This is a genomic window from Dyella telluris, assembly GCF_014297575.1.
In the GTDB taxonomy this organism is placed as follows: domain Bacteria; phylum Pseudomonadota; class Gammaproteobacteria; order Xanthomonadales; family Rhodanobacteraceae; genus Dyella; species Dyella telluris.
This window is the reverse complement of sequence record NZ_CP060412.1, coordinates 691,773-705,049: the sequence shown is the minus strand read 5'-3', so window position 1 is coordinate 705,049 and position 13,277 is coordinate 691,773. Positions and strand designations below refer to the sequence as shown.

General features: G+C 63.3%; 12 protein-coding genes. 3 read left to right on the top strand and 9 right to left on the bottom strand.

Translation table 11 applies throughout. The features are described from left to right. Positions 1–60 precede the first annotated feature (60 nt). The 3 genes from H8F01_RS03340 to H8F01_RS03330 form a co-directional block, all read right to left on the bottom strand. Positions 61–1,863 carry a CocE/NonD family hydrolase gene (locus tag H8F01_RS03340; protein WP_187057670.1) on the bottom strand — a complete coding sequence of 601 codons (1,803 nt, stop codon included), beginning with the start codon at positions 1,861–1,863 and terminating at the stop codon, positions 61–63. 43 nt (positions 1,864–1,906) lie between these two features. Beyond that, positions 1,907–2,533 (bottom strand): TetR/AcrR family transcriptional regulator, encoded by a 627-nt coding sequence (locus tag H8F01_RS03335; RefSeq protein WP_187057669.1) that lies wholly within the window; start codon positions 2,531–2,533, stop codon positions 1,907–1,909. 443 nt (positions 2,534–2,976) lie between these two features. Next, complete coding sequence (locus tag H8F01_RS03330) at positions 2,977–3,432, bottom strand: pilin (RefSeq protein ID WP_274380578.1); 456 nt, start codon at positions 3,430–3,432, stop codon at positions 2,977–2,979. Between the two features lie 457 nt (positions 3,433–3,889). Here H8F01_RS03330 and H8F01_RS21785 point away from each other — a divergent pair, with 457 nt between their 5' ends. After that, positions 3,890–4,441: a cupin domain-containing protein gene (locus H8F01_RS21785; protein ID WP_238481130.1), complete on the top strand. Its 552-nt coding sequence runs from the start codon at positions 3,890–3,892 to the stop codon at positions 4,439–4,441. Positions 4,442–4,529: 88 nt separating this feature from the next. Here H8F01_RS21785 and H8F01_RS03320 read toward each other — a convergent pair whose 3' ends face one another. Then, a complete protein-coding gene (locus H8F01_RS03320) occupies positions 4,530–5,432 on the bottom strand; it encodes a LysR family transcriptional regulator (RefSeq protein ID WP_187057667.1) in 903 nt (300 codons plus the stop codon). Between the two features lie 159 nt (positions 5,433–5,591). On the opposite strand from H8F01_RS03320, the gene H8F01_RS03315 reads away from it, so the two are divergent. Both H8F01_RS03315 and H8F01_RS03310 read left to right on the top strand, forming a co-directional pair. Continuing rightward, positions 5,592–5,915, top strand: a complete 324-nt coding sequence (locus H8F01_RS03315) for a carboxymuconolactone decarboxylase family protein (protein ID WP_187057666.1) — start codon at positions 5,592–5,594, stop codon at positions 5,913–5,915. 49 nt (positions 5,916–5,964) lie between these two features. Beyond that, a complete protein-coding gene (locus H8F01_RS03310; protein ID WP_187057665.1) occupies positions 5,965–6,960 on the top strand; it encodes an aldo/keto reductase in 996 nt (331 codons plus the stop codon). A gap of 70 nt (positions 6,961–7,030) precedes the next feature. On the opposite strand, the gene H8F01_RS03305 is transcribed toward H8F01_RS03310, so the two are convergent. From H8F01_RS03305 to H8F01_RS03285, 5 genes are all read right to left on the bottom strand, one after another. Continuing rightward, entirely contained in the window at positions 7,031–8,281 is a 1,251-nt protein-coding gene (locus H8F01_RS03305; RefSeq protein ID WP_187057664.1) for a histidine-type phosphatase, read from the bottom strand. Continuing rightward, positions 8,278–10,758, bottom strand: a complete 2,481-nt coding sequence (locus H8F01_RS03300; protein ID WP_187057663.1) for a TonB-dependent receptor — start codon at positions 10,756–10,758, stop codon at positions 8,278–8,280. Before H8F01_RS03300 ends, H8F01_RS03305 begins: the two co-directional genes overlap by 4 nt. A 122-nt stretch (positions 10,759–10,880) precedes the next feature. Continuing rightward, positions 10,881–11,987, bottom strand: coding sequence for a FecR family protein (locus H8F01_RS03295; protein ID WP_187057662.1), 1,107 nt, complete (start codon positions 11,985–11,987; stop codon positions 10,881–10,883). After that, on the bottom strand, positions 11,980–12,498 hold the full coding sequence (locus tag H8F01_RS03290) for an RNA polymerase sigma factor (protein ID WP_238481129.1): 519 nt from the start codon (positions 12,496–12,498) through the stop codon (positions 11,980–11,982). The genes H8F01_RS03295 and H8F01_RS03290 overlap by 8 nt, the downstream gene beginning before the upstream one ends. A 273-nt stretch (positions 12,499–12,771) precedes the next feature. Next, positions 12,772–13,239: a nucleoside deaminase gene (locus tag H8F01_RS03285; RefSeq protein WP_187057661.1), complete on the bottom strand. Its 468-nt coding sequence runs from the start codon at positions 13,237–13,239 to the stop codon at positions 12,772–12,774. Positions 13,240–13,277: the final 38 nt, after the last annotated feature.

Below are 13,277 nucleotides of genomic sequence, written 5' to 3'. Positions count from 1 at the left end.
TCAGCATCGGCGCCCGTCGATGACAGCGGGCGCCGTCCCGCATCGCCGGCAAGGTCGACACTACGCCCGCTTGACCTCATCGAGCTCGACGTAACTGTCTTCACCGCAATGAATGGTGTTGCGTGAAAAGTAGGGCGGTACCTGGCAATCGAAATGGGCGTGATCGTGCGATTGATCACTGCGCAGCAGATCGGTCCGGCTGGCGACGGACAACCGAAGCTGTTCGCCCTGGCGAACGAGTACGGGGGCGGGCGTCAGGCTGAATTCGAGCGTGACGGGCTCGCCCGGCACCAGCGGTTCCACGACATCCGTATCCATGGCGATCTCGCAGCGTGAACCGCGGGAGGGGTCGAGGCGTCGCCGCGCCGGACGGATCATGCCCATCGACAACAAGGTTTCAGCCCCGGCGGCGGACACGTGGCTGAGCCGAGCCACGACGTGCGAGTCGATCTCATTGCAGCTGAAGCGCAACCTTGCCGTCACTGCACCGGCGAACTCCGTGTCTTGCGCAGCAAGCCATGCGAAGGACAGCGTCTGATTGGCAACGTCATCGAACCCGCCCGTGGTAATGGCGCCCAGCGGAACGGCGGCCCATGAGGTGGCGCCGTTTGCGGGTGCTTCCGTTGCCAGTGCATGCATGTCGCGATCGTCGCCTCGTTGCTGCAGGTAGAGACGCCTGCGAACAGCGCCCGTCGCAGGAAACGCGTCGTCGCCCTGGAACCTGTCGGCGCCCTTCAGCCAGTAACGTACGTGGGGTTGATCCACATAGCCGTTGGGTGTGTTGCGAAGGACGTGATCGAAAAAGGCGAGCGCTTCCTGCTGCCATTCATACGCCGGCAACTGGTACGAGGCCTCGCCAATAATCAACCACTTCCTGTCGGGCGGCGTGGAGGCGTGCTGCCACAGGTCGTAGCTGCCGAACTGGTGCAGGTTCCACATGGCTTCGTTCTGCACGACCACGAAAGGCACGTCGATGCGGTCAAGGCTTGCGTAAGGGCCGGCCGGCATCCTGTTGCTTGCGCGCGTCTTTCCGTCGATCAGAAAGTTGGCGAATACACGCCGGGCCTCCAGCGTGGGCGTCTTGGTGGTGAAGTTCACCATGATCTTCCGGATCATCTTCTTGAAGCGCGGCCACCAGAACTTCTTCAGAGGCGAGTTGAGCACCTGACTCACCAGTGCCCGGGTGAGCGGCGGAACGCGCAGGCCAATCACCTGATCGGTGAAGTTGGAGCCGAGCCAAAGGCTCAGGAATTCATTGTTCGGCGTTCCGCCATACATGGCGATGTGACGAAAGTAGTCGGTGCACATCTCGTGAGTGAAAAACGCCTTCAACGCCGGGGGCTGACGCACGGCGACATTGGCCTGCACGCAGCCGTAGTAGGACGTGCCATACATCACCACCTCGCCGTTGCACCAGGGCTGCGCGGCCACCCAGGCGATGGTGGCCTCATGATCGCTTACTTCCTGATCGTTGAAGAAGACATCGAACGTGCCGTCCGATTGCCCCATGCCACGGCGTGTCACGATGACATGCGCGTAACCTCGATCGGTAAAGACGGGCGGACAGCCCACCTCGTTGGTGCCCGCCGGTACGCCCGCGCTGTGCAACTCCTTGGTATAGGCGCCAAACGCGAGGATGGCCGGGTAGCGACCCGCTTTCCTGGGCAGATAGACGTCCGCCGCGAGCGCCACGTCCGGCGCGACCGGCACGCGTTGGTCGGCCAGAATCTGGCAGCCCAGGCCCTCCATCGCTTTCGCGGAGGGCTGCCAGCCGGCCAGCTGATGACCGGAGTGGTCCGCGCGTAGCGGGACGAGGTTGTCCCGGAATCGGGGTTTGCGTGGGGGCGCTTTGGCGGGTTTCATGGCTTGCCTCAGTAGGGAGCGCGACGTGGCGCGTGAATGCGTGCTACGAAAGGCCGTGCAGCAGCAGGGCCAGCACATGCCGCTCGCGCTCGGCGGCCGTCTTCGCTCCAAAGCCCACCTGCCACAGCGGCATGGTTGCCGCAGGCACCAGGGTCAGACCCAGCAGCGATACCACCATCTGCGTGGCATCCAGATCCGGGTTCATCTCGCCGGCCTTCTGGGCGAGGATGAATCGCTGGGTAATGCGCGGTGCTACTTCGGCCGTCCGTGCCACAAACATCTCTCGGAAGGCTCCGCCATCGCACAAGACTTCGCGCACCCATAGCGACGGGTACCACGGGTGGGCCGCGATGATCTGGCCAATGCCGGAAACGAATGCCGCGGCAAAAGCGCGTACATCGCCTTCGCTGGAGAGCAGCTTCCCGAAAAAGCCGGCGAGCACCGGGCTGACGCGTTCCTCGAATACCGCCTCCACTACATCGGCCTTGCTGCCGAAGTAGTAGCTCATCAGCGCCGCATTCACGCCCGCATCCGTGGCAATCGAACGGACCGACGTGGCGGCCACGCCGTTGGCGGCGAAAGTCACCAAGGCGGCATCGAGCAGCACCTCGCGAAGCAACGCGTTGTCTTCCGTAGGGCGACCGGCTCTGCGACTGGGTTTCCGTGCCATGATGGCCTCAAATTAATCAAGTGATGAATATATATTAATCAAGTGATTAATATTGTCAAGCGAGGCGCCTTGAGACATGCGTTTTCGACGGCACGGCTTGTCCTGGCTCCAGGCTGGTGCGTGTGGGGTGAGGTCTTCTGACCCCAGGCCGTCAGGCTTCTTCAACCCGGGACATGGCGATCGGGAGCGCCGAGTGTCGGCTACGTTGATGTCCGCTTTCGACTCAAAGCCGACATCGCTCGGCGATAGCGGACTTCAGAGATACGGAGAGGTCATTCCCGGAAACTGAGATCGCTCCCTTGAACTCGTCTCGGCTGGCGATGGCGGCCGTCAGTTCAAAAAGCCGCGGGATGTAAGGAGCCTGGAGCGGGACCCAACGCGGGCGTCCCCGGCACGATGGGAAGCGATATCGTTCTTCGTCAAATGCTTCTCAACGTTCCGCATCAGCGACAGGTCGTCGGCAGATATCGGAGAGGGATGCCGTTGATGTTGCGGTCGGTGCATACCCATTGGATCGTGCCATTGGTGATGACTGCCGCGAACCCCAGCTGAAGGCCGCTGATGGCTGCATTGGCATGTTGTCCACCGGTGCTGTCGAAGTGAACCAGGATGTCACCGGTCCGCGAAAGTGCGTCTACTCGGCTCACGTATTTTCCCGCATAAGCATTGGCGCTCTGCAAGCCTGCCTGGGCTTCCGTGGTGGGGAACTGGCCGGTGATGTAGTAGTACTCGGCGACGGCGTTCTTCGGACCTTCGGCTAACGCGAAGCCTTCCATGACCTGGGTACGAATGACGTAGTCCTGATACGCCGGTATCGCAATGCTTGCCAGGATCGCGATGATGGCTACGACGATCATCAATTCGATCAACGTAAATCCCGCTTGCTGACGGTTGTTCAAACGAATTCTCATATATCCCCTGGTACTCAGGAACTTTGCTCGGAAAGAAAACGATTCACATGGATTCTTGCGGGCACAGCGAACCGTGCTTATCGACGCTGGGGCATCATCATTCCCAATGCGAAGGAAGGGAGGGGGCAACCTGCTATCGGCGATGGAGCAAAGACCTTGAATGCGTGCCGACTGTCATCTGCATGCAACAAATCAGCCGCGCATGCGTGAGTGCTCGCCATCGTGTTGGTGCCGTGTGCCATGCGGGGCGGCGACGATAACTATCGTCAGGGCGACGAGCAACTCGGCCCAACCTGACATGTGACGTTTGCCCGCGCAGCCGTTACATGCAAGCTTCAGGGCTGCTGCGTGCAGCACGCCTTGTGTCTGGCATCCTTGCCAGTTGCAGCCAGCCAACATGGGCCGACCTTGTAGCCCGGATGAAGCGCAGCGAGAATCCGGGTGGGTGCCTCGCAAGACCGCCTGTCCGGTGCATGGAGCGTCGCACCGTTCCGGCTGGCGTCCCCGGCAACATCCGGGCCACTCGAAGGGTGATATCGAGCCGGCAGAACGCTGCCATCCCGCGCCGGATTACGTGCCGTTCGACACATCAACACAGGACTGTTATCTGGCCATGAAAAAGTCACTGACCAACGTTCTATCAGGGTTGAAGCATCTGCCGGATCGAACCCCGGCGATGGCCTTTGAGGGTGATGCCAGCGAGGCGTTTGCCGAAGTTGCACCCTACCGGGACGGTGCGGTGTATGTGAGTTACTACTCCGGCTCCAGCGAATGGGAACGTCACCCCAACGGCGACGAAGTGGTCATGGTGCTGGAGGGAACAACCACCGTCATCCTGCTGGGCAATGCCGGGGAAGAGCGGTTTTCCCTCGTAGAGCAGGAACTCATCGTCATACCCAAGGGCGTCTGGCACCGGTTTGAAGGATCCGACCGGCTCAAGGTGATGACCATTACACCGCAGCCCACGGAACACAGCCTCGACACGCCAACAACATGAGTTCCGCCGCGATGGCGATGACGGTTGGAGCACCGACACTGGTGCGAACGAAGGCTCTGCCCGGCATGGTTTTCCCGTCGAGGGTGACCTACGACTTGCGCGCGCGATAACGCAGCGCATCCACCAGCAGCGCGAACGCGGGCGAGGGCTGTCGTCGGCTTGGGTAGTACAGGTGATAGCCCGGGAACAGGGGGCACCAGTCATCCAGTACCTGGCGCAGGCGTCCGGCCCTGATGTGCGGGCGGACCATGTCTTCGGGCAGATAGGCCAGGCCGAAGCCGGCCAGTGACGCGTCGAGTATGCGATCCAGGTTGTTGAACGTCAGGCGGCCTTCCACGCGTACGTTCAGTGCATGCCGGCCTTTTTCGAACTCCCACGCATACAGCCCGCCATGCGTCAGGAAGCGCAGGTTGATGCAGTCGTGCGCGGTGAGATCGCGTGGCGTGACGATGGGCGGCCGGCGTTTCAGGTAGGCCGGTTTGCCGACCACCACCAGTCGCGTCGGTGGGCCAATGGGCACCGCAATCATGTCGAGCGCCACTTGCTCGCCCAGGCGGATGCCGGCATCGAAACGCTCGGCCACGATGTCGGTGAGCGTGGAGTCGCTGATCACTTCCACGCGCACATCGGGATATCGCGGCAGGAAAGTCTGCAGCACCGGCCACAGGATGGTGGCCGCGGCGTGTTCGCTGCTGGTGATGCGGATGGTGCCGCTCGGCTTGTCGCGTAGTTCGCTGAGCCCTGCAAGGGCGGCATCGATGTTTTCGAAGTTGGGCGCCAGCGCCTGCTGCAGGCGCTCGCCGGCTTCGGTGGGCGACACGCTGCGAGTGGTGCGTGTGAGCAGGCGCAGGCCGAGCCGTGCTTCCAGTCCCTGGATCTTATGGCTCAGCGCGGATTGCGACAGGCCTAGCTGGGCGGCAGCGCGGGTGAAGCTGCCCGCCCGCGCCACTGCGAGAAATGCCTGCAGGTCGTTGTAGTTCTCGCTGGCCATGATCACGCCGACGTGATTGATCGATAGAGATCATAAGTCCATTCGATATTTGCCGTCTTATCAGATAGGCGGGGCGGGATCACACTGGCGGGGCCATCGCGGCCCTGCCTTCGTCTGCGCGCCGCCCGAATCCATCTACACCTCCCAAGGAACCCGGCAATGACCGACTTCACGCAGAAGACCCAGGGCCCTTTCGCTGACGTGGCCCCCGCGCTCGACCAGCTCACCCAGCAGGTGTTGTTTGGTGAAGTGTGGGAGCGGAAGGAACTCTCCAAGCGCGACCGCAGCCTGATCACGGTGTCCGCACTGGTGGCGCAGTACCGCATCAATGAGTTGCCGTTCCATTTGAAGTTCGCCTTGGAGAACGGCGTGACGCGCGACGAGCTGATCGAGGCGATCACGCACCTGGCCTTCTATGCCGGCTGGCCGACTGCCAGCACCGCCGTGGGCATTGCGCGCAAGTTGTTCGCCGAGAACCCCTGATCAACGCGGCCCAGTACCGATCGATTTTCCGTATTCCATGAGGTGATTTATGCAGAAGCGCTTGCTTGGCAAGAGCGGCCTGGAGGTTTCCGCCCTGGGTTTTGGTTGCATGGGGCTGAATTTCAGCTACAGCCATGCCCTTTCGGACGATGACGCCATTCGCCTGATTCGCGACGCGTTCGAACGTGGCGTGACGTTCTTCGATACCGCTGAAGTCTACGGGCCGTTCACCAACGAGGTGCTGGTGGGCAAGGCGTTGGCGCCGGTTCGCGATCAGGTGGTCATTGCCACCAAGTTCGGTTTCGACATCGATCCCGCCACCGGCAAGAACAACGGCCTCACCAGTCGGCCGGAGCACATCAAGGCCGTAGCGGATGCCTCGCTCAAGCGGCTGGGTATCGACACCATCGACCTGCTTTACCAGCATCGCGTCGATCCGAATGTGCCGATCGAAGAGGTGGCGGGTGCGGTCAAGGACCTGATTGCCGAAGGCAAGGTCCGCTACTTCGGCCTGTCCGAGCCGGGCGCGCAGACGGTGCGTCGTGCGCATGCCGTACAGCCGGTGGCCGCGTTGCAGAACGAGTATTCGCTGTGGACGCGAGGCCCTGAAACCAACGGTATTCTTGATGCCTGCAGGGAACTCGGCATTGGCCTGGTGGCTTATAGCCCGCTCGGCAAGGGTTTCCTTACCGGTGCGATGGGCAAGGACACCAAGATAGGCGACAACGATTTCCGCAAGAATCTCCCGCGCTTCTCGCCGGAAGCGATGGCGGCAAACCAGGCCATGGTCGACCTGCTCAGGGAGATCGCCGCGACCAAGCACGCCACGCCTGCGCAGATCGCGCTGGCATGGCTGCTGGCACGCGAGCCGTGGATTGTGCCGATTCCCGGCACCACCAAACTGCATCGCCTGGAAGAAAACCTCGGCTCCGTCGCGGTTGAGCTGACGCCTGCCGACCTGGATGTGATCGAGAAGGCTGCAACGGCCATCCGAATCGAAGGCGAGCGTTATCCGCCGAACCTGATGGCGATCACTGGTCGCTGACAGGCGCGCCGGAAAAGAACGGCTGCAACGTAAAACGGCGGGGATCAACCCCGCCGTCTTCGTGTCATGGTCAGGGCAGCACCACCGGCATCACCGGTATATCGTGATCCGTCGCGTCGCTTGCCATGCGCGACTGCAGCCATGGCTGCACACGCGTCAGCGGGCAGGCATCGGTATCCGGGCAGGGCGGCAGGCGCAGCGTACGTATCACCATGGCATCCGCCGGTTCCAGTCGCGCGTTGCGAAGCCCATTGAGCGTCGGCATCCAGCTGCTGAGTCGCACCACGTCTTCGCCATGCACCCTGACCAGATCGAACACCAGGGCGCCGCCGGGCGGATAATCATCGGGCTGGCGCGCATCGTGCCAGTCCACGTCGAGCAGGCCAGCCAGGTTGGCCAGGTTGGTGTCGTGCGCCACCAGCAACACGGTCGGTGTCTGGCGGCTGGCCAATGGCTGGACCTCAGGCGGCACGCCCGCCGCCTGCTGCAGGGTGGCCATGATGTGCGCCAGCAGGTTCGACCCGGCTGGTGCCGCGTTGGGCAGCGGTTTCTTGGCCAGCGCGAACTGCAGGTTATGCAGGCTGATCAGACGGCCAATCGTTGCCTCATTGCCGTGCCCCCACGCCACTTCCGCGGCGGGAAAGCCCTGCACGTATTCCAGCATCAGGTTTTCGCTGAGGCTGCCCGCGCTCTTGATCGCCTTGCTACGGCTGGCGGCATCGTCGTGGGCGGGGTCGAGCAACAGCTTGCGCCCTTGTTGCCTGGCGTTGTCCACGCAAGCCTTGTCTTCGCAGCCGAGCAGGATGCTCTGCAATTCCGTCAGTGCCACCGGCGGCCACGCCTGCGGTGTGACGGTGGGCGCATCGCCATCCTTGGCGCCATGAGCCTCGGCATAGTGAAACAGTGGATTGGATTGCTCCGCGGGCAATGCGCGATAGGTCAGGTGGCAGTTGCCGCCCAGGCCCTTGGCGAGTGCTGCGCCGCTTGCGCGATTGCGCGGTGTGCTGTCGGCCAGGATGGAGACGCGACCTTGTTCGTCGCAACGACCCGACCACAGGCCGTCCGCCATCAACATCTGGCGATAACGTTGGCCCAGTGACTGCATCGCTGCGGCGCCGTGCTCGGTGAGCACGCCCGGCGCCACCGGCCACGCATGCCAGGCTTTGGCAGCCGTCGGTGCCAGTTCGGCCGGCGCGCTGGTGGGCGAACGCACGCCGTGGCGCAGCACGATCACCCGCGCCAGCGGCGTGTTGTCGCTGGCCGCGGCCGGCAAGCTCAACAGGCAGGCCAGGGCCAGCGCGACAAGGCGGGCGGCGCTCACAGCTTCACCGACAGGTCGAGGAACACGCCACGACCGGGCAGGCCGAAGAACAGCGGATCGCCGCTGACGGACTGCGTGCCGGCGTAACCGGTGATCTTGTGCACGTCGAACAGGTTGTTCACCGCCATGCTCACCGAGTAACCCTTGGTGCCCCAGGGACCATGCTCGCTGCGGAAGCCGAAGGCAGCATCGGTGCTGAAGTAGCCGCCGATGCGCTGGCTGTTGGCGAACACCGTATCGCCCGAGCTGTTGGTCATGTTGTCCACGCCGTACTGCTCGCCGACGAATTTGCCCATCAGCGAACCGAAGTATCCCGTGGGACTGGAGTAGAGCACGCCCAGCGCGGCAGTGACCTTGGGCGTGGCCGCCACCTGCACGTCGGAGTTCTTGTAGGTGGCCTTGTTGTAGCTGGCATTGCCATACAGGCTGAGCGTCTGGGTCAATGCGTAGGTGGCTTCGGCCTCCGCACCCTTGTAGATGGCGCCGCCACCGTTGATATAGGTGTTCTCGTTGCCGTTACCCGTGTTCACTTCGGTTTCGGTGAGGTAGTTGTCGAAGTCGATGTAATAGACGTCCGCGCCAAAGGTGAATTCGCGCGTGGCATAGGCCGTGCCCAACTGGTAGTTGGTGGTTTGTTCGGGCTTGAGGCCACGCGAACCATTCACTTCGATCACGTCGATCGGCGGCGCCAGGAAGCCCTTGGCCACCTGCGCATACGCGCTCCACTCATCGCTGATCTTCTCGTGCGCGCTGAGCGAGGGCAGGGTGGCATGGTAGGTGCTCTCGGCGTAGGAGGGCGTGGGCGGCGACACCTTGTTGAGCGCCGCGTTGAGATAGCGCGTGACCTGCGAGTAACGCACGCCGGGGGCCAACGTCAGCGACTCGGTGACCTGCCAGTCGTACTGCACGTAGGGCTGCACGGTGTCGGTGCGATCGTTCAACTGGTAGTTGTACGTCGGGCCGTACTTGGTGCCGGTCTGCTGGCCGGTGCTCAGGTCGATCGGATACTGGTAGCGCGCATCCAGGTTGCGCTCCAGCCAGATGCCGGTCTGCAGGTTGCCCGGACCCAGGTCGTGCGCCAGGCGCAGCACGTCGCCGAAGGCATGGAACCCCGAATCGGAAAGTTTGCCCGGCACATCGGCCGTCACCTTCTTCAGCTTCTTGCCGTTCGCGTCGTAGAAGGTCACGCCGTTGTCGGCGGAGTTGTCGTCGCTGGCATCGGTGGTCTTGCGAGCCCAGTGGTCAAAGCTGTTGTAGTAGACCTTGTTGTCCAGATCCCAGTCGCCCAGGCGGGTGGCCAGGCCTACGTAGGTGAAGCTGGAGTAGTACGCGGCGTTGTTGTAGCCCTTGTAGGTCTGCAAGGCAGGGTTGTCGCTGAGGCCATAGCGCCAGCCGTACTCCTCGATCTCCTGCTTGGTGGCGCCCTGCACGGTGTTCTGGTGTTCGCTGTTGTAACTGGACACGAAGGTCAGCGTGGTGGACGCGCCGAGGTCGCTCACCGTCTTGATGAAGGCATGCTCGCGGCGATCGTCCGTGCCCTTCAGGTAGGTGTCGCTGGCTTCCTTCGACACATCGGCGAACAGACGTGTGCTGGAACCCAGCTGCTCGTCGGCGCTGATGCCGCCTGCGCGGGTGTTCCAGCTGCCATAGGTGAGGTAGGGCGTGATGCCCGGCACGTCGCTGGGGTCGCGCGAGCGCAGCGCCACGGTGCCACCGAACGTGGCATTGCCGATGGTGGCGCCACCGCCCGGGCCGCGGTCGATTTCCGCCTGGCCCAGCACGTGGTTGTTGAAGTAGGCCGAGGTAGTGTGGTGCAGGTCGCTGGCGTCGCCGAAGGGGATGCCGTCGAAGGTGATGTTGAACTGGCCATCCTGGAAACCACGGATGCTGATGCCTTCGTTCTTGCCCATGCCCGGGCCTTCGGGCGAGGTCACCGTCACGCTGGGCGCGTACTTGATGATGTCGTCGAAGTTGGAGTTGAAGCGCAGGCCGTCGCGGATGAAGCGCTCGTCGATCACCGAGGTCGGCTGCACGGCATCCAGCGGCGCGGCGCTCGGGGCCAGTGTGTTCACCGCATTGGCGCTGACGCTGATAGGGGCCAGCTCGTGCGTGGCGTCATTGGCCTTGGTCGTCGGGCCGCGGGACGCTTCGGCGCCCGCGGCCGAGGGCTTTCCCGCATCGGACTCGCGGATGATGGTGACGGTGGTCGGGGTGATGAAGCGGTAGCCTAGGCCCGTGCCCTTGAGCAGCTGGCTCAGCTGGGTCTTGGCATCCGTGCCGGCGGGTACGGCGCTGCTGCGCAGGCTGCCGGTGACGTCGGCGCTGTACACCACCTGCACGCCGTTGCTCCGCGAAAACTGATCCAGTGCCTGACTCAGCTGCATCGGCGGAATGGCCGGTGCCGTGTCGGCAAGCGAAAGGGTGGGAATGGCGCCGCCGAGCAGAAGCGCGATATGAAGAGCAAGCCGTGTACGCATGGAGCCGATAGCCTTCGATGGAGAGTCTGTAAGGCGGCAGGAGTGGACCTCCTTGCCGCTGCCTGACTCTCTACGAGTGCCCAGCGCAGCCATTGGGTACCTTTTTCTTCATGAATTTTTTCTTACAGCCGGCGGACGTCCTTCAACGGACCGTTGCCGGCATACACGCGCACGCTGTCTGCGCCGCGCGCCACCTGCACGCCCGGCAGGGTCTGCAGGTAAGTGATGAATGCGTCGACATCCCTGGCATGAAAGCGTCCGGAGATGCGCGTGGCCGCCACGCCGGCATCCTCGATATCCAGCGGCTGCGTGGTGTACGCGTTGAAGCGTCGCGCTACCTCGGCCACGGTGGCTCCTTCGAAATGGATGTCACTGGGTAGCCAGGCGGTGCTGTCGGACAGATTGGCCTGGCGATCGACCAGGTCCAGCGAACCATCGTCGTGCAGGCGTGCTTGCTGGCCGCCGGAGAGGTCAGCGACCAGCGAACCGATATTGTCCGGGCTGGCCATCCACGCAGAGTGCGCGGGCTGCCACACCTTGACCCGGCCACTGATCACGGTGACGCGGTTGCCGTTCTTGCCAAGATGGACGTCGAACACCGTGCCGATATCCTGCAGTTCATTGCGCCCCAGCCTGACCTTCAACGGACGGGCCGGGTCGTGCGCCACATCAACCAGTGCACCACCGCGCCACAGCTCGACGCGGCGCTGCGTCAGGTCAAATTGCGTGAGCACGATGCTGTTGGCATCCAGTTCCAGCTGCGATCCATCGTCCAGCTGCAGGCTGCGGACCTGGCCGGCGTCGGACGCATAGGCGTCCCAGTGCACCGGCGATTGCTGCAACCATGTGGGTGCGCCCAGGCACAGCACCAGTGCGGCAGCTGCAGCCTGCATCGGCGCGCGGCGCCAACGGCGTGTGGGCTCGGTCGCCGGCCGGCCGCTCTGGGTGCTCAGGCGCAGCGGCGTCACGGCGTGCTCCTGTGCGGCGTGCTCCTTCAGCTGCGCAGTCGTCAATGGATCAAGCGCCGCGGCTGCGGCGAGATCGCCATGCAGGCGCGTCATGGCCAGGTACTCCGCCACGTGGGCGGGAGAGCGGCACAGCCAGTCCATGAAGGCGGCATGCTGCTCCGCACTGAGCCCCTCGCGCTGATCCAGGTACCACTCGGCCGCTTCTTCGGCGATGCGGCGCTGCTGGTTCGTCGGTGCCTGGTGGCGGGCGAAATCATTCATAGCGGGCCATCCCCAGACGGCACACGGCCAGCGCCTTGACGATGTATTTCTTGACCATGTGGGTGGAGATATCCAGGCGCTCGGCGATATCGCGATAACCCAGTTCGTCACGGTAGTGCATGACCAGCGCTGCGCGGCATTTCGCCGGCAGCCGGCCAATGGTGTCGGCCAGCCGTTCCCGCCGCAGCGAGCGATCCACCCCGGCAGCCGCGTCGCAAGGCGTGGCCAGCCGCTCGATCACTTCCTCCAGGTCATCGCTGCCCAGCGGGCTGCGCTGGCGCCGCGTGGCGTGCTCCTTCACCAGGTTGGCCGCCACCGTGAACAGATAGGCCTCCGGATTCTGGATGACCGCACCCTGGTCACGATCCGTGCGCAGCAGGCGCAGATAAAGCTCCTGCACCAGATCCTGCGCATCCCAGGCATGCGCCGTGCGTTTGAGGAAATAGCGGTAGAGCGTGTCGTGCTGCTGCTCGAACAACCGGGCCAGCCCGGACGTGGAATCGACGGTCACATGCACTCGCGACGCCGCCGAAGGCTTCAGCGGCTGGGTGTTCGTGGATGTCGCACGTTAGTCGTGCATTGTGACGGCTCGATGAAATGGTAAGGGGACCGGGGTCGCGGATCCCCTTGAAGTAGCCCGGATGAAGCGAAGCGGGAATCCGGGAGGGCGTGGCGTGTCGCAACCTGTGGGATGGCGAAACCCTTGCCTTGAAGTGATATCGAGCCATGGCGGCGCTTGCTCCCGGATTCCCGCTTCGCTTCATCCGGGCTACGGGGTGTCTGATTACTTCGCGTTGAGTTCCTTCCAGCGCTGGTACACCTTGATCGCGCTTTCGTCCTTCTGCTGCAGCATGGGCATGCGGCGTTCGCCGATGGGTTTGCTGAATTCGGCGTAGAAGGTATCCAGCTCGAAGTACTTGCGGTCGTCACGGTAGAACGGCGCGTAGTCTTCGCGGGTGGTGATGTAGATGACCTGCCGGGGACTGCAGTAGTACATCGAACCCAGGCACATCGGGCAGGGGCTGGCGAGGATATAGATATCGCAATCGGTCAGGTGTTCGGTGCCGAGTTTCCGGCAGGCTTCGCGCACGGCGAGGATTTCCGCGTGCGCGGTGGGGTCCTTCGTCTGGGCGACCAGGTTGGGGCTCTCGGCGAGGATCTCACCGTTGCGGACAATCACCGTCGCGAAGGGGCGGCCGCCTTCTTCGACGTTCTTCATGGCAAGGTCGATGGTGCGCTTTACAAAATCCATGGGGTACCTCAGTGGGGCGGGCCAGGCGGAAGCCTGGC

Bases quoted from the DNA above. Each gene is read 5' to 3' on its own strand.
- H8F01_RS03340 (WP_187057670.1), bottom strand. From the start codon at position 1,863: ATGAAACCCGCCAAAGCGCCCCCACGCAAACCCCGATTCCGGGACAAC.
- H8F01_RS03335 (WP_187057669.1), bottom strand. From the start codon at position 2,533: ATGGCACGGAAACCCAGTCGCAGAGCCGGTCGCCCTACGGAAGACAAC.
- H8F01_RS03320 (WP_187057667.1), bottom strand. From the start codon at position 5,432: ATGGCCAGCGAGAACTACAACGACCTGCAGGCATTTCTCGCAGTGGCG.
- H8F01_RS03315 (WP_187057666.1), top strand. From the start codon at position 5,592: ATGACCGACTTCACGCAGAAGACCCAGGGCCCTTTCGCTGACGTGGCC.
- H8F01_RS03310 (WP_187057665.1), top strand. From the start codon at position 5,965: ATGCAGAAGCGCTTGCTTGGCAAGAGCGGCCTGGAGGTTTCCGCCCTG.
- H8F01_RS03300 (WP_187057663.1), bottom strand. From the start codon at position 10,758: ATGCGTACACGGCTTGCTCTTCATATCGCGCTTCTGCTCGGCGGCGCC.
- H8F01_RS03295 (WP_187057662.1), bottom strand. From the start codon at position 11,987: ATGAATGATTTCGCCCGCCACCAGGCACCGACGAACCAGCAGCGCCGC.
- H8F01_RS03285 (WP_187057661.1), bottom strand. From the start codon at position 13,239: ATGGATTTTGTAAAGCGCACCATCGACCTTGCCATGAAGAACGTCGAA.